We start from the raw sequence: 21907 nt of genomic DNA, 5'->3' as shown, positions 1-21907 counted from the left end.
ATTGTAAATGAAATGGAGTTACTGTACGAAAAAACCACCAAGTTTAAGAAACAGTTTTAATTCATAGACAAGAGGGTATTTAGTCGTAGGAAACTTATTGTAAATTAATTAGACACTATCCCAATTTACATTAATTATAGTGGAGAAATGAGTAAATGAGCGATTATTCATGAATTGTCAATGAATTGTAAAAAGTGCTATCGGAATTATCTGTTCCCAATATTGTTTATCTGCCTCTGCCGCATTTTATAACATTCGATTAAGGTGAAATGAGGGGAAATTATGTTTAAAAACAAAAGAAAATGCATAATTGCTTTGAGAAGCCTGATCACTATGTTGCTGTTCTTTTCATTGATTTTTAACAGCACAATTCATCCACAAAATGCTAAAGCTGCTGAACCTTCGGCGCCAATTGATGTGAATCATTCACTAGGAGTTGCAAGTAATTTTAATGCGTTTATTCTGAATAACATGACCATGCCAAATTCGGATTCGGAAGGAAGATTGGCAGTTGGCAACTCATTGAATGTGAGCAGTTACGGTATTGCTTCAAAGTTAAGCAATAATGATGACGTGAATCTAGTTGTGGGAAATGAATTGCATTACCATGGCGGGGAATTGAAGGGCCAATTTGTTATTGGCGAAAATGGTGGTCAATCACCGGTCATTGACGTAAGTGATTACCTGCGAGCGAAGCAAGTGACCGATAAAAAGGTTTCGGATGTTCAGGATTTTATAGATAATCAGGTTGCTAGTTTCGCCGAAGCGAGAACTCAATTAATTGGGATAAGTCAAAGCTACCAGGGCTATTCAGCATCCCAACCGAACGGAACAATCAACAAGTCCGGAAGCAGATTGACGTTCAGCTATAGTGGAAGTTCAGACTTTGTTGTATTTTCATTATCTTCTTCGGAATTTAGTCAAGCGGGAGAAATCAATTTTGATATCCCTAAAGGCAAAACAATTATTATCAATATAGCAGGAGCAACGGTCAATTGGCCTGGCGGACAACAATTTTATTATGGTAATGGGATGACTTATGGAGACAGTCAAGCAGCTAAAATTTTGTTCAACTTCCCTGATGCGACAACAATTAATTTAGGTAATATTGGGATCTTTGGATCTGTTTTAGCCCCAAAAGCCACGGTCAATGCAAGCTGGGGACAGCTGAATGGTACGTTGATTGCAAACAATTTCAATAATACAAATGGAAGCATGGAGGTCCACTTTGCCCTTTTCAAGCCCAACCTTCCGCCGACGACTGTTTTAGGGAAAGTGATTGTGAAGAAGGTGGATGCTGCAGACCATTCGAAAACATTGTCGGGAGCAGTTTTTGACCTTCAGAAGCAAGATGGAGATAACTGGACAAAAGTTGACACGTTGACAACCGGACAGGATGGTACGATATCAAAAGATAACCTACCATTAGGAACCTATCGACTAGTGGAGACGAAAGCGCCAAATGGCTATGAAAAAGGAGTCAATCCACCGGCTTTTGATCTGACCAAGGCTGCCAATGAGAAATCGATCACGGTGGAGAACGTGAAAATTTCAGTTTTCGGTAAGATAACTGTGAAAAAGGTGGATGCAGCGAATCCAGATAAAACCTTGTCCGGTGCGGAATTCGACCTTGAAAAGCAAGACGGAGACAACTGGACAAAAGTTGACACGCTGACAACCGGACAGGATGGCACAATATCAAAAGATAATCTACCATTAGGAACGTACCGATTAGTGGAAACCAAAGCACCAATCGGTTATGAAAAAGGAGCCAATCCACTGGCTTTTGATCTGACCAAGTCTGCCAACGAGAAATCAATCACGGTTGAAAACGTGGAAACACCAGTCTTGGGTAAGATAACCGTGAAAAAGGTGGATGCAGCGAATTCGGATAAAACCTTGTCCGGTGCTGAATTTGACCTTGAAAAACAAGACGGAGACAACTGGACAAAAGTTGACACACTGACAACCGGACAGGATGGCACGATATCAAAAGATAATCTGCCATTAGGAACCTACCGACTAGTGGAAACGAAAGCACCAACCGGCTATGAAAAAGGAGTCAATCCACCGGCTTTTGATCTGACCAAAGCTGCCAATGAGAAATCGATCACGGTGGAAAACGCGGAAGTTCCAGTCTTCGGTAAAATTACGGTGAAAAAGGTGGATGCAGCAGACCATTCGAAAACCTTGTCGGGAGCGGAATTCGACCTAGAAAAACAAGATGGAGACAACTGGACAAAAGTTGACACGCTGACAACCGGACAGGATGGCACGATATCAAAAGATAATCTGCCATTAGGAGCCTACCGACTAGTGGAAACCAAAGCACCAACCGGCTATGAAAAAGGAGCCAATCCACCGGCATTTGATCTGACCAAGGCCGCCAATGAGAAATTAATCACGGTGGAGAATTCGGAAATTCCAGTTCTGGGTAAGATAACTGTGAAAAAAGTAGATGCAGCAAATCCGGATCAAACGCTCGAAGGGGCAGTATTTGAGCTTCAGCAACTGACTGATGGCGGCCAGTGGAACACGCTCTACACACTGACCACTGATGACAAAGGTGAAATTGAAAAGAGCGGACTCGAATTAGGAACGTACCGAATAGTAGAAACGAAAGCGCCAACGGGCTATGTCTTGTCATCAAAGACAGAGCAAGTAACCTTGACTCAAAGCGATCCGAAAGCAAGCACCACTTTTGAAAATACTAAGATTCCGGAAGAAGTCTTCGGCTCGGTATCACTAAAGAAGATTGATTCGACAAATCCGGATCAAACGCTGGGAGGAGCGGTATTTGACCTCCAGCAGCTGAATGAAAGTGGCCAGTGGAACACGCTCTACACACTGACCACTGATGACAAAGGTGAAATTGAAAAGAGCGGACTCGAATTAGGAACGTACCGAATAGTAGAAACGAAAGCGCCAACGGGCTATGTCTTGTCATCAAAGACAGAGCAAGTAACCTTGACCCAAAGCGATCCGAAAGCAAGCATCACTTTTGAAAATACCAAAATACCTGAAGAAGTCTTTGGGACTGTTACGCTGAAAAAAGTAGATGCAGCGAATCCGGATCAAACGCTCGAGGGAGCAGTATTTGAGCTTCAGCAACTGACTGATGGCGGTCAGTGGTACACGCTTTACACGCTGACCACTGATGATAAAGGTGAAATTGAAAAGAGCGGGCTGGAACTAGGAACGTATCGGTTTGTGGAAAAGACAGCACCAACAGGTTATGTCTTGTCATCAAAGACAGAGCAAGTAACCTTGACCCAAAGCGATCCGAAAGCAAGCACCACTTTTGAAAATACCAAAATGCCGGAAGAAATCTTTGGGACTGTTACGCTGAAAAAAGTAGATGCAGCGAATCCGGATCAAACGCTCGAGGGAGCAGTATTTGAGCTTCAGCAGCTGACTGATGGCGGTCAGTGGAACACGCTTTACACGCTGACCACTGATGATAAAGGTGAAATTGAAAAGAGCGGACTCGAACTAGGCACATACCGCTGGGTGGAAAAGACAGCACCAACAGGTTATGTCTTGTCGTCTAAGGCAGAACAAGTAACCTTGACCCAAAGCAATCCGACTTTCAGCGTAACTTTTGAAAACACAAAAATTCCTGAAACGGTGACGCCTGTTCCACCGACACCATCACAGCCTATCGTTCCACTTCAGCCGTTAACGCCGGCGGTCCCTTCTCAGACACCGACACTTGAACGCGGCGTCATGGGCGAAGAACAAGTGCAAGATCAGCCGATTGCTTCCGAGCCTGACGGTCAAACGCCAACGGATCAAGCAACGCAGGCACCAATGATGCAACGCGGTTTTCTAGCGGAAACACAGTATTCCGTGCCGACAAAAGAAAACACGCTGCCGATCACTGGAGACAGCAACAATTCAATAGCATATTGGTTCGGCGCACTCCTCATTCTTGCAGCCGGTATCATCGGTTTTTCAGGAAGAAGAAAAACAAAGAAAATGCGTTAATCAATTGATGCAGGGCGACCTCACTCGTGACTTAAGCCATGAATGAGGTCGCCCTTCTTTATATAAGTACCGAACATCCGTGCTATAATAAAGGTAACGATTTTTTACGAACAAAGAGGAATGGTTGTGCTCATTCAAAAAGCCTTAAAATTTAGACTGTATTCCACGGAAGAACAGGCAGTCTTAATCAACAAGATCATTGGGTGCAGCCAATTTGTCTATAACCATTTTCTAAATCGTTGGGGAAAGGCCCATGAGCAACCCGAAAGAAAGCTCCCCACATCCGGGAGTGGGTTGCCCACAAATTTAGTTGTGGGAGGCTCACTAAGATAACATTTAACGTCTAATCATGGTAAGATTTGACTAGGTATTTTTTTATTGAGGATGAACGAAAATTAATTGATTATTATTAATAAGAAACGGAGTAACCAAATGCGTTGGAAATGGACTGTACTTGCAGCTATCCTTGTTATTGCCGGGATCTTGCTAATCTTTTCGCCGTTCATCAAGGAGAGTATCATTGGCTATATGAGCACTCACCTTACAGAACAAAAAGTAACGGCTACACAACTGCATAGCAACAATAGTAGAAATGCGACCTTCGATTTCGAGACGATTCGACCTCCGTCGGTTATGGATACGTTAAAGGGAAGCACGCAGCAGAATCCAAAGGCGATGATCGGGCTAATTTCCATTGACAGTGTCGGCATTCATCTACCCATTTTAAAAGGGACAACAAATGCAAATCTTCTTGTTGGTGCAACCACGATGCGCCCGGATCAGAAGATGGGTCAGGGCAATTATCCGCTGGCCGGTCACCACATGCGGCGACCGACCTTACTTTTCAGCCCGCTACTTAAAATAAAAATCGGTGCTCGCATTGTGATTACAGATTTGAAAAAGGATTATGTTTATGAAGTAACTTCAAGAAAAACGGTTGACGCATCAAATACGGATGTCATTCAGCAAACAAAGAAGAAACAGATCACATTAGTCACTTGTGATCGGGAAATACTGACAGATGGTCGTCTTATCGTTAAAGGGAAGCTGATTAAAGTAACCGATCATCATGCCAATTAACCACGAAGTAGTGTAAGATGATAGCAGACCTGTTTGGCGATTGATTCGTCTAGGCGGATTCGATTCATTTTTAATAATGAAAAAATAACTATAAGTTTTAAATTTCTGCCTGACTTGACCCGGAGTCTGGCTTAAAAATTCTATAATTCGGTTCGGTTAAGGATGATACAGCTTGAGTATTCTCGATGTGGAAAATTTATATAAAACGTATGGAACACAAACACTTTTTAATCATCTCTCATTCTCAATCTCGGAGGGAGAACGGATTGGATTGATCGGTGTCAACGGCACAGGCAAATCTACCTTGTTGAATGTGCTTGCCGGAAAGGACTCGGCGGAAAGCGGAAACCTGCGCCACGCCAATGCATTTCGACTCGCTTATCTGCCACAGACGCCGACTTTTGAATCGGGAGTCACCGCGTTAGATTATATCTACAGTGGGGCTTCACCGATCATGGCAGCAGTGCGAAATTATGAACAAGCGCTGCGTGTTTTGGAGAAAGATCCAAGTGATCAGTCGCTCCAGGAAAAGCTGATGGAACGTCAGCAGCAAATGGATACGGCTGGTGCCTGGGATGCGGAGGCAGCGGCGAAGAGCATTTTAACACGTCTTGGCATTCATGATTTTGAGACGCCTGCAAGTGAGGGATCCGGTGGGCAGAAAAAACGCATTGCGCTGGCTAGGGCATTGATTCAGCCTGCAGATCTGTTGATTCTCGATGAACCGACGAACCACTTAGACAACGACATTATCGATTGGCTGGAAGAAGCACTAAATCAGTACCCGGGAGCGTTATTAATGGTGACCCATGATCGCTATTTCCTGAATCGCGTAACACGTAAGATTTTTGAATTGGATCATGGAAATCTCTATATTTATGACGGCAACTACGAACTATTTCTTGAGAAGAAAGCGGAGCGTGAGGAACAAGAAGCAAGTGGGGAAACGAAGCATCAGAACCAGCTGCGCCAGGAGCTGGCTTGGCTTCGACGTGGCGCGAAAGCTCGGTCGACGAAACAAAAAGCAAGAGTTGAACGTGTGCATGAGATGCAGGAGCATAAGGGTCCGGAGTTAAAGCAATCGGTGGATCTCGCGATTGGATCAACGCGTTTGGGCAAGAAGGTCATTGAAGCAAAACAAGTGTCCAAGAGTTTTAACGGACAGCCACTCATTCATGATTTTGATTTGCTCGTGATTCCTGGCGAACGGATCGGTATTATCGGCAGCAATGGCAGCGGCAAAACAACGCTGCTTAATATGCTTGCAAAACGAATTGAACCGGACTCAGGGGTCGTGGAAATCGGTGAGACGGTAAAAATCGGCTACTATACGCAGGAACATGCGGAAATGAATGAGGATTTGACGGTAATCGACTATATCAAAGAAGCTGCACAGGTGATGCGCACAGCTGACGGACAGCAGGTGACCGCAGAACAGATGCTGGAACGATTTCTTTTTTCACGTCCACGGCAACGTACATTTATTCGCAAACTGTCCGGCGGCGAACATAAGCGGCTGTATTTATTGCGTGTCCTAATGTCCGAGCCGAATGTACTTTTTCTCGATGAACCGACCAATGACTTGGACACAGAAACACTGACGATTTTGGAAGACTATTTGCTTCAATTCCCAGGAACTGTTCTTGCGGTTTCTCATGATCGTTATTTTCTGGACCGGATTGCGGATCGTCTGATCGCCTTTGAAGGTAACGGCATCATTCGCCGCTATGAAGGTAACTACAGCGAGTATGTTGATGAACGGAAAACCGAGCGGGCTGAGGCAAGCAAAGCGAAATCAGAAAAACCGGAAGCCCCGGCACGCAGGCAAACGTCTCAAAAAAAGAAGCTGACCTATAAAGAACAGCAGGAGTGGAACGGGATTGAAGATCGGATCGCTGCTCTTGAAGACCGCGTAGAGCAGCTGAAGCAAGAAATTGTCGAAGCAGGCAGCGACGCCGGTAAAGTGCAAGATCTTTTTACTGAGCAGCAGAATACCGAAGCCGAACTCGATCAGGCAATGGAGCGATGGACTGAGCTGTCGCTGAAAGTGGAAGAAATTGAAAATCAATAAATGAAAAGCAAAAATCCCATTAATGGATTTTTGCTTTCTTTAAATTTTTAGATTATCAATGATTAATCACGCGAGCAAACATATTGCTGCCATTTAAGAATGTTGTAAGAAAAAACAAGCAAGAAGGAGATTAATTATGTATCATGTTATTTTCCATATTGATGAAAAAGAAAAGTGGCCATTGGTGCTTGGTAATGTGAAAAATTTCATGGCAGATCATATGGCCGCTGAAATTGAAGTGCTGGCTAATGCAGCGGCGGTCAACGGCTATCGGTCTGGAGCGTTCATCGATCAGATGAGAGAGCTGAGTGATCAAGGAGCCAAGTTCGTCGCTTGTCAGAACGCTTTAAATGCGCAACATATCCTGAAAGAGGATCTTCCTGAATTTGTATCTGTTGTTCCGGCAGGAGTTGTGGAATTAGTGAAAAAGCAAAGCAGTGGCTACGCATATATTAAGCCATAACGTTGGTTTGATCCGTTTTTTGTAAAGGTGCTTTTCATGTAGTCCATTGCTGCACAGTACCTATTTACTACGCAACACCCATAAGAAAGCAATGATCCTAGCACAAGCAGCGCACTTGGGCTAGGATCATTTATTAGTGAATTTTTTTTATGCAGGTGCATCTTTTGTTGCGACCCCGTTCACTCCACCACTTTCCTGAACCGCCACACATAGCTGCGGAAATCACCTTTTTCCATCGGCACATTCAGACCTGTGTTCATCAGTTCGTCGCCCCCGTACACATGGCCAGTTTCGTTGTTTTCATACAAAAATTCCGAATTGAGGCCTTGAAAACGAAATGACTTTTGCACCTGAGAAGGACTGGCGAGCACGGTAAAATAGAAGCCGATCGCCTCGGATTGATCTGGTGACACAAAGCACCAAGCGGCATCGCCACGCTCAAATGGGTTTGTGATCCGGTAGAAGTCGCCGAATTGAATCAGAGGGCGAATTTCTTTATAAAAAGCCACTTGTTTTTTTACTGCATCTTTTTCCTCATCGGTCAGTTTCGTGAGATCCAACTCATAGCCGAAGTTTCCGGACATGGCGACGACTCCACGCATGGCAAGCGATGTGATACGGCCGACCTGATGATTGGGTACTGCGGAGACGTGTGCACCCATGGCAATCGGCGGATAGACAGCACTGGTTCCGTATTGAATTTTTAATCGGCAAATGGCGTCAGTATTGTCACTGGTCCACGTCTGCGGCATGTAGTAGAGCATTCCGGGATCGAAGCGTCCGCCGCCGCTTGAACAACTCTCAAACAGAATATTTGGAAATGCGTTGGTGAGACGTTCGATCAATTCATAAAGCCCAAGCATATAACGGTGAGCTGTCTCGCGTTGGCGGTCGTGCGGCAGCAGTGCTGAGCCGATTTCGGTCATATGGCGGTTCATGTCCCATTTGACGTAATTGATATTCGCGTTTGAGAGGATAGAGGATAGCGAATGTTCAAGATAATCGCGCACATCTTTGCGCGACAGATCAAGTACGAACTGGTAGCGGCTTAAACTGCGCGGACGATTCGGGACATGCAGACACCAGTCTGGGTGCGCACGGTATAAATTGCTGTCCGGAGAGACCATCTCGGGCTCGAACCAGAGACCGAATTGAAGCCCCATTTCGTGAATGCGATTGGAAAGCCATGCCAGTCCGTGCGGCAGCTTGCGTTTATCGACAAACCAATCGCCAAGTGAGCTTTTGTCATTATCGCGATGGCCGAACCAGCCGTCGTCCAGCACGAAAAGTTCGATGTTCACTTTTTGCGCTTCTTTGGCAATTGCCAGCAATTTTTTTTCATTCAGCTTAAAATAAGTGGCTTCCCAATTATTGATCAGGATCGGGCGCAACTGATCACGGTATTTCCCGCGGGCTAACCGTTCCCGATATAGGTGATGATAGGTTCGTGACATGCCGCCAAGTCCTTGATCGGAATAGACAAGAACTGCTTCAGGCGTTTGAAAGGTATCATCCGGATCCAGCCTCCAACTGAAATCAAAGAGGTTTAATCCAATTGATGCGCGTGTGGTCTTGTATTGATCGACCTCGATTTGTGATCGAAAATTGCCGCTGTATACGAAACTGAAGCCGAACACTTCCCCCTTCGCTTCATCTGCATTTTGGCGCATTAAGGCGAAAAACGGATCATGCTGCGGACTGCTGGCGCCGCGTACGCTCTCAATCACACGACTGCCCGGTGCGAGCGGCCGGCGGTCCATATTGCGCTCGTTATTATGAGAGCCATAGAAACTCAGGCTGTCATATTCATCATCACGAAAGTCGATACTAGCGCTTGCCGCGTTCAGAATGCGAAGGACGCCGGCTCCAATGTTTTCGAAACGCACGGATCGGGTGATCGCGTCGAAATTGCGAAACACACTATAGGTGAGCACAACGGACAGACCGGCCACCGGGTCCTGCAGCATGATATCCAGTGATTGAGCTTCTTGTTCCTGCTCTATATAGGTAGCGGGCAGACCATCCAGTTTCTTCTTTCCTGAGTAGATCACATGGCCTGCATAGTGCAGATCAGTGATTGTCGATCCGTTCTCAAGCTGGATCTGGTAGGCGGGATGACGATAATCGCCATTCCCGTATGCCGGATATTCTAAGGGCAGTGTGCTCAGCGTGAATCCGCGCCGCGCAGGATCCGTATAAGGTGCGAACGATCTGGGCATCTCGGTGAGTGGTCTGCTTCCGCGGTATCTGTTTATTTTCTTACCCCAATAGAGATGAAGCAGATAGCCGCTGTCTATGTGCATTACATAGCTGGCCTTTTGGGTTTGCAGATGAAAGATCTTGTTTTTCGAATCATAATTGATCACGACAAAACCTCCATGATGACGTCGTTTGTTGTGGTGCATCTGAGATTTTTCTTAATATAGATCGATTTTAGTAGATGAGATTAATTAAGTAAAGAAAGCCCATACATATTTAGAAATCTAACAAATAGTTAGGGAATGCGCCATGTTTGCGTTCATAGATGACGAACAGTATAGTTATATTAAGAAATCTTTTTGCACTTTGTTTTCGGAGGTGAGCACGGATGGGTTTTTTAAAAAAGTTATTTAAGAAAAGTGAATTGAATGCGAATCAAGCGGAACCAAGTAATGCAGAAGTTGCTGCTTCCGGCGAATTTTATATCCCGTTAAAGGGAAAAGTTGTGTCCATAACAGAGGTGCCGGATCCTGTGTTTTCTCAAAAAATGATGGGAGACGGTTTTGCGATTATTCCGGAAAATGATATTGTCCGTTCTCCTGTCGATGGTAAGATAACGAATATATTTCCTACGAAACATGCGATCTCGCTCAAGTCGGACGATGGTCGGGAGATTTTAATACACGTGGGATTGGAAACGGTTTCTCTTAAAGGAGAGGGATTCACATCGCTTGTAAAGGATGGTACTGCTGTGAAGAAGGGGGATCGTCTGCTGCAGGTCGATTTCTCCAAGATTTCGGATAAGGTTCCGTCGACGATTACTTCTGTTGTGTTTACCAATTTGAATGATGGTGAGCATGTTGTTGTGGAAAATAATAAAGTATCGATTCAATCATAAATGGTAATGAATCTTGAAAAACCATTGCCGAACGGCATATAATTCGTACGAAACGATTAAATCAATGATTCGCTTCTGTTGAAAAATGAAAAATGATGCAATAAAAAGACCGAGCGAGCAGCTCGGTCTTTAAACATATCTGTAATTAATCGGCAATCGGTCGCGAACGGCGGATGACCAGAACATTGATAACAATAAAGACGACAGAGAAAAGCAGGAGAATCAATCCATCGAGCCACCACCCGGAAAAGCCGGTGCCGCGGATCATGATATTTCTCAAGGCCTCGGTCGAGTAATGAATCGGCATCAGATTGCCAATCGCACGCACCCAGCTGGGCAGGGTATCAATTGGAAACAGTCCCGACAAAAAGACCTGCGGAACAATGACAAGCGGAATGAACTGGAACATCTGCAGCTCATTCGATGCAAAGGTCGAAAGCAGGATGCTGAGCGAAAGCGCACTGAAGGACAGGATGAACACGATAATCAGTACGTCCAGCAGATGTCCGATGTTGTAGATATTCAGCACATAGACAATATAACAGGTGAGGACAAAGGACTGGACGATGACAAACAGTCCGAAACCGAACATGTAGCCCCAGATAATCTGATAGCTCTTTATGGGGGAAGCCATCAAACGATCTAAGGTTCCGGTTGTCCGCTCACGAAGGAAGGACACGCCACCGATCATGAAAATGAATAGGAAGACAAAGATACCGACCATGGCGGGTCCAAAGGAATCAAAGGTGTTCAGAATGGCATTGCCATGCAGATAGGAGACATCCAGCTTCACTTTGTCTGGTGCATTTGCCTGGTTCGGCTGCTCCGTTTTTGGTGCATTCTGCATGATTGAGGCAAGCGCTGAAGGCGCATAGCGCTGCATCGCTTCGGACATCTGCTTCATAGTTTGTTGCTGGGCCTGAATTCCTTTCTGCTGTGCGTTAATGACATCAGTGAGCTGCTTCTTCATGGATGTAACGTTCAGTTGTTGAATCGTTTGCATCGACTTCTGGATCTTGCTCATCGCGAGACCGTTACGTGACGGATCACTGCCTTCTAAATGTACTTTAATCGGATTCTTCAAATCAACATAGGCATCGATCTTCTTGTCAGCAAGAGATTGCCGCGCTTGAAGCGGACTCATCCGCATGTAGTCGGATGCTTTAAAAGCAGACAGATAATCGGAAGACTCATAATGAATAATGGCAAGATTCGGCTCGGCGGTTTTCGCTCCGAAAATATACCAGACGAGTGTCAGGATCAGAAGCGGCGCGATAATCAATAGAGCCAGGGTGCGCTTATCGCGGACAATCTGGCGAATGATGCGCCGCGCCATAGCAAACAGATTTCTCATTTCTTTGCGCCTTCCTTCTCAATCGTGATAAAGATATCTTCCACAGAAGGAACGCCGTATTGTTCGGTTAATGCTTTCGGGGCGCCTTCAGCAATTATTTTCCCTTCGCTGAGCAGTCCGACCCGGTCGCATTGTGCGACCTCATCCATGACGTGAGTGGTCACGATAATGGTTGCGCCCTTTCCTTTTAAATAATGGAAAAGAGTCCACAGCTTGCGCCGGATCATCGGATCGAGGCCAACTGTTGGTTCGTCAAGCAAATAGAGCCGCGGACGATGGACGAGAGCCGCCGCCAGTGAGAGGCGTCGTTTCATACCTCCAGAAAAATTGGACACATTTTTTTTCAAATCCTTCTCTAAATCAACTGCTTTGGCCACTTCGTAGATGCGCTGCTTTTTCTCCTTGCCGCGCATCCCTTGAATGGAGGCAAAGAATTCAAGATTTTGATAAGCACTTAATTCGTTATATAAAGCGTCGGACTGAGCCATATAGCCGAGCGAACGGAATGCGTTCAGGGTCGGGCGCTGTTCAAACAATTCAACCTTGCCGCTGTCTGCTTTTTCAAGGCCGAGCAAGATCCGGACAAGCGTCGTCTTTCCGGCACCGGACGGACCAATCAGGCCATAAATTTCCCCTTCTTGAAGCGTGAGAGACACATCATCCAGTACGATTTGATTCTTGAACCGTTTGTGCAGATGGTCTCCCTTGATTGGGTAGCTCACTGTCATCACATCCTTTGTATGCATGCTATTGAACACTGTGTTCATTAATTATGATAGAATGGGTGGGGAAAATGTTCAATAGTCAATGTTTGAGAAAATGGTCATTATTGAACACTTTGAAGCAAAACGTTGATTATCTGTCTTATTTTGTTTGATCATCGTCTTGAACGTCAATGATTCCGGAGGGGGATTTATGGCATCCGATTCAACAGATCTGCGCGTACTTAAAACACGTGCGGCCATTCAATCACACTTTCTCGATTTGCTGCTGCAGAAGAATTTTAATGAGATTACAGTTAAAGATATAGCTTCAGCCGCTAAAATCGGACGCGGCACTTTTTATCTTCATTATGAAGACAAATATGACTTGCTGGAAATCGTTATGGAGGAAGGTCTGGCAGAGACTGTCGATAAATTTCGCCCGCATGAGTATTTTGTGGATGACAAAGTAATCCCCGAACGAGTCGTCGGCTTTGCATTAACCATTTTTCAACACTTTAAGAAGCATGATCGTTTCTTTCGAGCGATGTTATTTAACGAGGGAATCCCGATGTTCCGTCATCGGATGCAATCGCTTTTTCTAGCAAAATTCCGAACAGAGATTCAACCATTACAGGTTCCGTCCGAGAAAGCGGATTCTTTGATACTTGAAATCCTGCCGATCTTTATCTCATCAGCGATGATCGGGCTCGTCAGCTGGTGGTTTGAAAATCAAATGCGGATTTCAGAGCGGGAGATGGCGGAAAAGCTTTTTCTTATTATGACTCGCGGGCCACTCAGAGCGTTGGGCCTTGGTTTTCCAGATGAACGCAAATAAAAATCGCCTCACAAATTGTGAAGCGATTTTTATCTAATATATAGAGTGCAAGACTATACTTCGCTATTCATTGAAACGACGGCATGCGTCTCGGCCGATCGGAAACACATCATGACTTCTTACTCCATGCGCTTACTCTTTTGTATCCAATCATTCATTAACCTTTCGCTGCTAATTCCTTTTTATACGCACTGTGATCAGTTGGGCCGGTGTACTCATTAAGGCTGAATGAAGCGCGGATTCCAGCAGTGACAAATGCCTTAGCTACTTTAACAGCTTCAAGTACCGATTGACCCTTAGCCAGTCCCGCGGTGACGGCAGCCGCATAAGTGCAGCCTGCTCCATGAATATTTGGTGTGTCCACGCGTTCATCGGCAATGATATGAAAATCCTTGCCGTCATAAAGAACGTCGATGGCCTGATCCGTCTCGGGTAATCGGCTCCCGCCTTTCACCAATGCATTTTTTGCTCCAAGTGCGACGATTTTTTGTGCCGCCTCTTTCATTTGATCAACAGTTGTAATCCTTGGCATGCCGGTCAGCCGTGCAGCTTCATATAAATTCGGAGTGGTGACGAGTGCTTTTGGAATCAGCAGCTTAAGCATTGCGGCCGTATTCTCCGGCTGCAGTTCCGGCTGAATTTCCTCTTCGGCACCCTTGCAGACCATGACCGGATCAATGACCACACGTGTTAAGTGATTCTTTTCAATGGTGTCAGAAGCGATTTTTATTATTTCCGGTGAGCCGAGCATACCGGTTTTCATCGCATCAACACCAATGCCGACAACAATCGTATCCAGCTGTTTCTTTAGTAATTCCGTATCAAGCGTGGTGACGCTGTGCGACCAATGCTTGTACGGATCCATCGTTACAATGCAGGTCAGAGCGGTCATGCCGTAAACACCGAGCTCCTGAAATGTTTTTAAATCGGCCTGCATCCCTGCACCGCCGCTGGTATCTGACCCTGCAATGGTCATTGCTTTGTGAATTGTGTTCATCAACCATCCTCCTCGTACCTATCTTTGTTTACTATTATAGTAAGTATTTTTTAAAAAAACTATGTTCAGTATTTGTCCCAATTGTATTTCAAATCATTTGGAGGATATTTGTCGAAATTTTTTTGTGATTATGCATTAAATCGATGGATATGCGAGCCGATAAAAAAGATGTAGACTACTGTCACTAACAGAGGATTAATGGTTGGTGGTGGAAGGCAGGTGCTTTCTGGATTATGTCTGGAGACAGTGATTGGCTCATAACTTTTGCCGCCTTCCTGGCGATTCTTCTTTCAATTGTATCTCTGCTGATGTTTTTTCGCATTCAGAGATTAAGGAAGAAAGAGGAAGGGGAAAAAATCATAAAAAAAATAACCGATACCTTGCATATCGGTGCGTTTATTATAAAAAACGGGACTTTCATTTACGTGAACAATCGGCTCTGTGAGTTAACGGGCTATTCTGCCGAAACATTGAAGCAGATGAAATGGCAAGATGTCGTCTCGCTGCAAAATTTTGAAGGAACGGCAGCCGTCATTAATGATTTGAGAGAGGGACGCACCAACGCGATCGAGGAACGAATTGTTGTGATCCGCGGCGACGGATTAAGAGTCTCGCTGGTTGTCAAAAGCCAAAAAATTAGCGATATGCGTCATTCGCTCGTCTATGTCGGGACCGCTGATGTTGAGGATCGCGCTTATCTACAGAGCGGTGACGGTAAAGAAAGCCTTATCGATCCGGTAACCGAACTCCCGGGCAGCCTCGCGCTGCGTAAACAACTAGAACACGAAACGGTTGAAAATACGGCCCTTTCGCTTGCACTGGTGTTTGTCGATATTGACAGCATGAACAGAGTGAACGACACTATTGGTAGAGATGCCGGGGACAAGCTGCTCCAAGAAGCGGCGAAACGGTTGAAAGAATGCGAAGGGGAGCGCGTTTATCACTATCGAGGCGATGAATTCGCTATTTTATTCAAAAATCGTACGCGAGCCGATTTGAAAATGCACATGAAACGGATCATGAACTCGTTTACAGCGCCGATTCAGATACATAATACTCCTTGGTACGAATCCATCACGATGGGTGTGAGCTTTTTTCCGGAGGATGCCGACAGCGGAGGTAAATTGATTGATTCTGCTATTGCAGCGATTCATTACGCAAAGAAAAACAGCCGTGGCAAATATGAATTCTACAATCCGGGAATCATCAATAGTCTGCGCAAGCGGCTTGAACTGGAAATGGACTTGCGCCATGCGGTGAAGCGGAACGAATTTACACTTCACTATCAACCGCAAATTGATCTTAAGGCGGGAACTGTTGTCGGCTCCGAAGCACTGATCCGCTGGATTCATCCGATTCGAGGGGTTATCTCTCCGGGTATATTCATTCCGCTTGCCGAGGAGATAGGACTCATTGAGCAAATCGGCGAGTGGGTGATGAGGACGGCTTGCAAGCAGACCAAGCAATGGAATGACCAAGGACTTTTAATTAATGTATCTGTTAATCTGTCACCGAAGCAGCTGTTCCAAGAGAATCTGGTAGACTTGGTTCAGTCGTCCTTGACCGAATCAGGTCTTCCGGCAGAGCGCCTGCAGCTTGAGATTACGGAGACGGCCGGTGCAGACCTGTTCGTGATGTCTCAGAAACTTCAGGCGCTTGAAGAGATTGGGGTCGGTATCAGCATTGATGACTTTGGAACAGGGTACAATTCTTTAAACTATCTGAAGCAATTGCCATTGAGACAGCTCAAAATTGATCAATCATTTATCCGGGGCAACCGCCATGATCATCAAGATGTTGCACTCGTCCGAATGATTGTGGCGCTTGCAAATGAGCTTAACTTGCAAGTGGTCGCTGAAGGTGTCGAGTCGGCTGAACATGTCCAGTTTCTGAAACAAACGAATTGCGCACTCGCTCAAGGGTATCTGTTTGCCCGGCCTTTAAACGCTGAGCGATTTGTTGAACAGCTGGCCCCGATTAATCAGCAAATCAGTGAAATGATTATGTAGGAAATTTGAGCGGAAGATGGGTCGATTATTTTATTAATAGTGTGCAGTGTTCAAGTACGCAGATAATTAGGAGGCGTTTTTCATGAAAAAAATGATTGTGCCTACCGCTTTAGTGAGCGGACTATTATTTTCGGCGACCGGACAGCAGGCTTTGGCTGCGTCAGGGCAGGATGTCGTGAATCAAGCGTTGAACTATCAAGGAAAATCATATGAATACGGCGCACCGGCTTATTCTGAATCTGTATTTGACTGCTCTTCGTTTACTCAGCTCATATTCAAAAAGGTTATGGATGTGACCTTGCCGAGAACTTCTGCAGCGCAGGCAACGGTAGGAGTAGGTGTGTCGAGAAGTCAATTGCAGCCTGGCGACTTGCTCTTCTTTGATACATCAGGTGATGGAGGCATCCATCATGTCGGCATTTATGTTGGTAACGGGCAGATGATCAGTTCTGAAGTCACAGTTGGTGTTCACGTCACAAATGTATTCAGCGGAGGAGGTTCACAGTCGTACTGGGAACCGAAATTCAAAACCGCTCGCCGGATTACAGGCAGTGGTACGAGCGTTTCAAGCAGCAGTCAAACTGCTAACGTTGCACAATCATCAACAGAGAGCACTGCTGCTTCAACCTATACGGTGAAAAGCGGCGATAGTCTCTGGGCAATTGCAAATCACAACAGCACGTCGGTATCTCAGCTGAAATCTCTTAACGGACTGAAGTCAGATACGATTTATCCGGGTCAGGTGTTGAAATTATCAGGGACATCCGCATCCGCCACAACGGAAAATGCCAAGTCTGTGCAATCGTCCGAATCGACCTCATCGACTCAACAGAGCTCGTCTGCTTCAACCTATACGGTAAAAAGCGGCGACAGTCTCTGGGCAATTGCAAGCAAGAACGGAATGTCGGTGAACACGCTGAAATTCGCTAATGGATTAACATCGGATCTGATCTTTCCCGGGCAAACTTTGAAACTCTCACAGACAGCAGCATCGTCTGCTTCAACTGCCACACAGACCTCATACAAAACGACAACGCAAAAATCGTCATCCAGTTCAAGCGGCGATTACAAAGTGAAAAAAGGCGACAGCCTATGGGAAATTGCAACACTCCATAGCATAACCGTGAATCAGTTAATGCGAGCGAATAATCTATCATCCATACTGATTTATCCTGGACAGCATTTGATTATTCCCGGCACCATGTGACTGTGAAATAAAATAAAAGAGAAAGCTCGGGACGGAGACATATCCGTCCCGGGCTTTTTTGGCATGTAAATAACAGTCATGACCCGCCTGAAAGGTGTTTTTGAGCTAATAAAAAATGCCCGTCATCCGTCTCACTTCTGACTCATAAAGCATTCGGGTTCTTAAGCGGAAATTTTCCGTCTATTATCGGATTAGGCGCTTACTCCGATCGACCGACCCTGGATACGTGACGCTGAACCGTATCATTAGTGAAGCGACATTTATTGCCTTAACCGCGTATGAAGTTGTTCGTATGTACAGACGGTTTGCTTCTAACCAGAAACGAGTGAAAACGCTTTAAAATTTGAAGAAAACCTTCTATAATGTGAATAATAAGTGAACGATATGTGTCTAAAACAGTAATAATATATAAAATAAAGAATATGACAACATATTGTAACAAAAATCACTTTAAAACAGTTTTATTAAAGTTATAATTTAAAGTTTATGCTATAATGTCAATGTTTACTTTGTGCGTAAAACGAAGAGAGAAAAAGAGGGGAGGAAGAGCAAACGTGAAGAAGTTAAAAATACTCATAAAACCTATGCTTCTCCTGCTGGCGGTACCGATGCTCACCATGCTCACTGGGTGCTCAGACAAGATTGCTGTGCTGAATCCGCAGGGACCTGTAGCCAGATCACAATATCATTTGATTATCTGGTCATTAATTATGATGAGCTTCGTTCTCGCCATTGTTCTTATAATATTTGTTTATGTGCTGGCACGGTATGGACGTAAAAAAAGTGCCGGATACGATCCTGATGATACGGGAAACAGGAAACTTGAAATAATCTGGATGATTGTTCCGGTGGTCATCTGCGTGCTGCTTGCAGTACCAACGGTGAAAACACTATTTTCGTTGAGTAATCCTCCGAAGGCCACGGCGATGCAGTCAAAAACGGCGGGCAAAACGCTCACGATCGACGTGACCTCGGTCCAGTGGAAATGGCTGTTCCGTTATCCGAATCAAAAGATTGAGACCGTTAATTATGTTGTGATTCCGGCAGGTACACCGGTCAAATTTCGTCTCCATGCCTATGATGCAATGAATGCGTTCTGGGTGCCGGAACTGGGAGGCCAGCAGTATACCATGACTGATATGCCAATGAAGTTATGGCTGCAGGCAGATAAACCTGGCAACTATGATGGACGCAGCTCCAACTATTCCGGCAAGGGCTTTGCACACATGACCTTTAAAGTGATGGCGCGATCAGCCACGGATTTTGACAGCTGGGTACAGTCTGTGAAAAGCAATAAACCGGCTCTGACACATGAAAAATATATGGAATTGCTTAAGCCGAATACGGTGAAACCGCAAGAGTTTTCGTCCTATCCGGAACTTGTTTCGAAGGATTTGAACAAAGCACAGATGGAAGCGCTGATGAATGGCGATCCGGTCGAAACAGACAAAATGAATGGTATGGATATGGATAAAGAGAACAACGGGAAAGGGGGGCATGACCACAATGATTGATTCCATTAAATCGTTTATGGGTTGGTTTTTTGTCACCGGAGATCCGATGATTTATGGCGCGGACGCTTCAATCGCTTTAGCTTCAATTGGCATTGTTGCTGTCTTAACCTATTTTAAAAAGTGGAAATGGCTGTGGCAAGAATGGCTGACCTCAGTTGATCATAAGAAAATCGGCATTATGTACATTATTGCAGCGCTGCTGATGCTTTTCAGAGGCGGTGTTGATGCCTTGATGATGCGTACACAGCTGACTTTGCCTAATCTGCATTTTCTTGATGCTGAACATTATAATCAAGTATTCACGACCCATGGCACAATTATGATTATTTTTGTTGCCATGCCATTTATTTTTGGTTTAATGAACATAGCTGTGCCGCTTCAAATCGGCGCGCGCGATGTTGCTTTCCCATTTTTGAACGCACTCAGCTTTTGGTTGTTCTTTGTCGGAGCAATGCTGTTTAACTTATCGTTCGTCATTGGCGGTTCACCGGATGCAGGGTGGTCAAGCTATGCTCCGTATGCGGATGTGGAAATGAACCCCGGCGTTGGACAGAACTACTATTTGCTCGGTGTGCAGATTTCCGGGATTGGATCGCTGGCTACGGGAATCAACTTCCTTGTGACCATTTTAAAAATGCGTGCTCCGGGCATGACGTTGTTTAAAATGCCAATGTTCACGTGGTCCATATTGATTACATCGGTTATTGTTGTCTTCGCATTTCCGGCCTTCACGGTTGCGCTGGCTCTGATGACTATTGACCGATTGTTTGGTGCTCACTTTTTCACGATTGCTGCCGGAGGTTCTCCGATGCTTTGGGCCAATTTGTTCTGGTTTTGGGGGCATCCGGAGGTTTATATTGTGTTGCTGCCGGTATTCGGCATCTTTTCCGAGGTCATTGCCACGTTTGCACATAAGACTTTGTTCGGGTATGCCGTCATGGTCTGGTCAATGGTAGCAATCTCCTTGCTCAGTTTTATTACTTGGCTGCACCACTTTTTCACCATGGGCAATACGGCTCCTGTTAATGCCTTTTTCTCAATATCGACGATGCTCATCGCGATACCAACCGGTGTGAAGATCTTTAACTGGCTGTTTACCTTGAATAAAGGGCGTATTCAATTTACAACTCCGATGCTCTGGGCATTGGCCTTTATTCCGAACTTCACAATTGGCGGTGTTACCGGCGTAATGCTGGCGATGGCGCCTGCCGATTACCAATATCATAACAGCTACTTTCTGGTTGCCCATTTCCACAGTACCCTGATTGCCGGTACCGTGTTCGGCATCTTTTGCGGTCTGCATTATTGGTGGCCAAAAATGTTCGGCTACATGCTGGATGAGACAAAGGGAAAATGGTCGTTTTGGATTTTCATGATTTCCTTTAATGTTTGCTTTATGCCGATGTATTTCCTCGGTTTGATGGGCATGACCCGTCGTATGTATACGTACCCTGCAGGACTTGGATGGACTCCGATCAATGTGGTGATGACCATCGGTGCCTTTGGTATGGGCGCAGGATTTGTCCTAATGGCCTACAATATTATTTGGAGCGCGATGCATGGGAAAAAGGATGCGACCGGCGATCCGTGGAACGGCCGCACTTTGGAATGGTCAACTGCTTCACCGGCTGCAGAGTATAATTTCGCACATATTCCTGAAGTTTCGGAACGAGACGCATTTGCTGTGACAAAGGAAAAACGCAAAGCAGGAAATGCAGGAACAGTTAAATCTTATGCACCGATCCACATGCCGAATAATACCGGTATTCCGGTCATCATGGCTTCGTTTATGTTTGTGGCCGGATTCGGGTGTGTTTTTGAGTGGTACTGGATGGCTATTCCAGGCGTTATCGGTGTTATCGCGTGTATGATCGCACGTTCCTTTGTATACAATGATCATCACTACATCTCAGTTGAGGAAATTAAACGAACCGAAGCTGCCACGGGGAGGTTATCCTAATGACGGAATCAACACTGAGCCTGCATGAAAAAGATCGAAGCAAAATGCCTCTTGAATACACGACAGAGGAAGGCGACCTTCGTATTGTCGGATTTTGGATCTTCCTTGCGGCCGAATTGGTCCTGTTCGGCACCTTGTTCGGCACCTATCTTGTGCTGCAGAGTCACACAGCCGGCGGTCCGACGGCAAAGGATTTGTTTGAGATCGGTCCGGTTATGGCTGAAACGATTGTACTTCTGGTAAGCAGTTTTACATGCGGATTAAGCACAATAGAACTTCGCCGTCATAATAAAAAAGGACTGATCGGATGGCTGATTGTAACCATTCTGCTTGGTCTGGTGTTTGTCGGACTTGAGGTCAACGAATTTTATACCTATGCAGTTCATGAAGGGGCACCGATATCAAGAAGCGCGTTCCTCTCCGGATTCTTTGTTCTGCTTGGTACACACGGCTGTCACGTGTCGCTTGGTATTATATGGATTATCGGTATTTTACTGCAGCTTGGAAAGCGAGGCATTACGCCGGTCACAGCACGTAAGGCATTCATGGCCGGTCTCTACTGGCATTTCCTTGACGTTGTCTGGATTTTTATTTTTACAGCTGTTTATCTGACAGGGTTGGTGATTTAA

The 21907-nt window shown here is 45.4% G+C and carries 16 protein-coding genes; 12 read left to right on the top strand and 4 right to left on the bottom strand.

Annotation, left to right across the window (positions count from 1 at the left end; translation table 11 throughout):
• The first annotated feature begins 282 nt into the window (after positions 1-282).
• From AC6F33_RS16525 to AC6F33_RS16505, 5 genes are all read left to right on the top strand, one after another.
• The gene (locus AC6F33_RS16525; protein WP_500777465.1) at positions 283-3987 is read left to right on the top strand and encodes a SpaA isopeptide-forming pilin-related protein; all 3705 of its coding nucleotides are present in this window, start codon (positions 283-285) and stop codon (positions 3985-3987) included.
• A gap of 120 nt (positions 3988-4107) precedes the next feature.
• Positions 4108-4320, top strand: a complete 213-nt coding sequence (locus AC6F33_RS16520; RefSeq protein WP_500777464.1) for a helix-turn-helix domain-containing protein — start codon at positions 4108-4110, stop codon at positions 4318-4320.
• Between the two features lie 99 nt (positions 4321-4419).
• Positions 4420-5067, top strand: a complete 648-nt coding sequence (locus AC6F33_RS16515) for a class A sortase (protein ID WP_500777463.1) — start codon at positions 4420-4422, stop codon at positions 5065-5067.
• A 172-nt stretch (positions 5068-5239) separates the two neighbouring features.
• Positions 5240-7138: an ABC-F family ATP-binding cassette domain-containing protein gene (locus AC6F33_RS16510; protein ID WP_500777462.1), complete on the top strand. Its 1899-nt coding sequence runs from the start codon at positions 5240-5242 to the stop codon at positions 7136-7138.
• Positions 7139-7274: 136 nt separating this feature from the next.
• Positions 7275-7601 carry a DsrE family protein gene (locus AC6F33_RS16505; protein WP_255747785.1) on the top strand — a complete coding sequence of 109 codons (327 nt, stop codon included), beginning with the start codon at positions 7275-7277 and terminating at the stop codon, positions 7599-7601.
• A 179-nt stretch (positions 7602-7780) separates the two neighbouring features.
• On the opposite strand, the gene AC6F33_RS16500 is transcribed toward AC6F33_RS16505, so the two are convergent.
• Positions 7781-10006 (bottom strand): alpha-galactosidase, encoded by a 2226-nt coding sequence (locus AC6F33_RS16500; RefSeq protein WP_500777461.1) that lies wholly within the window; start codon positions 10004-10006, stop codon positions 7781-7783.
• Between the two features lie 182 nt (positions 10007-10188).
• Between AC6F33_RS16500 and AC6F33_RS16495 the strand changes: the two genes are divergently transcribed.
• The gene (locus tag AC6F33_RS16495; RefSeq protein WP_255747782.1) at positions 10189-10698 is read left to right on the top strand and encodes a PTS sugar transporter subunit IIA; all 510 of its coding nucleotides are present in this window, start codon (positions 10189-10191) and stop codon (positions 10696-10698) included.
• A 145-nt stretch (positions 10699-10843) separates the two neighbouring features.
• Here AC6F33_RS16495 and AC6F33_RS16490 read toward each other — a convergent pair whose 3' ends face one another.
• Together AC6F33_RS16490 and AC6F33_RS16485 are read right to left on the bottom strand one after the other, a co-directional pair.
• Positions 10844-12052, bottom strand: a complete 1209-nt coding sequence (locus tag AC6F33_RS16490; RefSeq protein ID WP_480948206.1) for an ABC transporter permease — start codon at positions 12050-12052, stop codon at positions 10844-10846.
• On the bottom strand, positions 12049-12774 hold the full coding sequence (locus tag AC6F33_RS16485) for an ABC transporter ATP-binding protein (protein WP_480948207.1): 726 nt from the start codon (positions 12772-12774) through the stop codon (positions 12049-12051). Before AC6F33_RS16485 ends, AC6F33_RS16490 begins: the two co-directional genes overlap by 4 nt.
• Positions 12775-12967: 193 nt before the next feature.
• On the opposite strand from AC6F33_RS16485, the gene AC6F33_RS16480 reads away from it, so the two are divergent.
• Positions 12968-13591, top strand: coding sequence for a TetR/AcrR family transcriptional regulator (locus tag AC6F33_RS16480; RefSeq protein ID WP_480948208.1), 624 nt, complete (start codon positions 12968-12970; stop codon positions 13589-13591).
• A 157-nt stretch (positions 13592-13748) separates the two neighbouring features.
• On the opposite strand, the gene pdxK is transcribed toward AC6F33_RS16480, so the two are convergent.
• Complete coding sequence (pdxK, locus tag AC6F33_RS16475; RefSeq protein WP_480948209.1) at positions 13749-14588, bottom strand: pyridoxine/pyridoxal/pyridoxamine kinase; 840 nt, start codon at positions 14586-14588, stop codon at positions 13749-13751.
• Between the two features lie 233 nt (positions 14589-14821).
• Between pdxK and AC6F33_RS16470 the strand changes: the two genes are divergently transcribed.
• The 5 genes from AC6F33_RS16470 to qoxC all read left to right on the top strand — a co-directional run bounded on the left by AC6F33_RS16470 (position 14822) and on the right by qoxC (position 21907).
• Positions 14822-16597, top strand: a complete 1776-nt coding sequence (locus AC6F33_RS16470; RefSeq protein ID WP_500777460.1) for a putative bifunctional diguanylate cyclase/phosphodiesterase — start codon at positions 14822-14824, stop codon at positions 16595-16597.
• An 82-nt stretch (positions 16598-16679) separates the two neighbouring features.
• Positions 16680-17804 carry a LysM peptidoglycan-binding domain-containing protein gene (locus AC6F33_RS16465; RefSeq protein ID WP_255747773.1) on the top strand — a complete coding sequence of 375 codons (1125 nt, stop codon included), beginning with the start codon at positions 16680-16682 and terminating at the stop codon, positions 17802-17804.
• A gap of 554 nt (positions 17805-18358) precedes the next feature.
• Positions 18359-19318 (top strand): cytochrome aa3 quinol oxidase subunit II, encoded by a 960-nt coding sequence (gene qoxA, locus AC6F33_RS16460; protein WP_255747772.1) that lies wholly within the window; start codon positions 18359-18361, stop codon positions 19316-19318.
• A gap of 16 nt (positions 19319-19334) precedes the next feature.
• Positions 19335-21278 carry a cytochrome aa3 quinol oxidase subunit I gene (gene qoxB, locus AC6F33_RS16455; RefSeq protein ID WP_255747933.1) on the top strand — a complete coding sequence of 648 codons (1944 nt, stop codon included), beginning with the start codon at positions 19335-19337 and terminating at the stop codon, positions 21276-21278.
• Positions 21278-21907 carry a cytochrome aa3 quinol oxidase subunit III gene (gene qoxC / locus AC6F33_RS16450; protein WP_255747771.1) on the top strand — a complete coding sequence of 210 codons (630 nt, stop codon included), beginning with the start codon at positions 21278-21280 and terminating at the stop codon, positions 21905-21907. The genes qoxB and qoxC overlap by 1 nt, the downstream gene beginning before the upstream one ends.

This window comes from Sporolactobacillus sp. BBK16-2 (assembly GCF_059878335.1).
This window is presented reverse-complemented; position numbering and strand designations above follow the sequence as displayed.

Coding starts and splice junctions, on each gene's coding strand:
- qoxC (WP_255747771.1), top strand. CDS start 21,278: ATGACGGAATCAACACTGAGCCTGCATGAAAAAGATCGAAGCAAAATG.
- AC6F33_RS16465 (WP_255747773.1), top strand. CDS start 16,680: ATGAAAAAAATGATTGTGCCTACCGCTTTAGTGAGCGGACTATTATTT.
- AC6F33_RS16500 (WP_500777461.1), bottom strand. CDS start 10,006: ATGCACCACAACAAACGACGTCATCATGGAGGTTTTGTCGTGATCAAT.
- qoxB (WP_255747933.1), top strand. CDS start 19,335: ATGGGTTGGTTTTTTGTCACCGGAGATCCGATGATTTATGGCGCGGAC.
- AC6F33_RS16505 (WP_255747785.1), top strand. CDS start 7,275: ATGTATCATGTTATTTTCCATATTGATGAAAAAGAAAAGTGGCCATTG.
- AC6F33_RS16520 (WP_500777464.1), top strand. CDS start 4,108: ATGGTTGTGCTCATTCAAAAAGCCTTAAAATTTAGACTGTATTCCACG.
- AC6F33_RS16490 (WP_480948206.1), bottom strand. CDS start 12,052: ATGAGAAATCTGTTTGCTATGGCGCGGCGCATCATTCGCCAGATTGTC.
- AC6F33_RS16495 (WP_255747782.1), top strand. CDS start 10,189: ATGGGTTTTTTAAAAAAGTTATTTAAGAAAAGTGAATTGAATGCGAAT.
- AC6F33_RS16525 (WP_500777465.1), top strand. CDS start 283: ATGTTTAAAAACAAAAGAAAATGCATAATTGCTTTGAGAAGCCTGATC.
- pdxK (WP_480948209.1), bottom strand. CDS start 14,588: ATGAACACAATTCACAAAGCAATGACCATTGCAGGGTCAGATACCAGC.
- AC6F33_RS16470 (WP_500777460.1), top strand. CDS start 14,822: ATGTCTGGAGACAGTGATTGGCTCATAACTTTTGCCGCCTTCCTGGCG.
- AC6F33_RS16515 (WP_500777463.1), top strand. CDS start 4,420: ATGCGTTGGAAATGGACTGTACTTGCAGCTATCCTTGTTATTGCCGGG.
- AC6F33_RS16480 (WP_480948208.1), top strand. CDS start 12,968: ATGGCATCCGATTCAACAGATCTGCGCGTACTTAAAACACGTGCGGCC.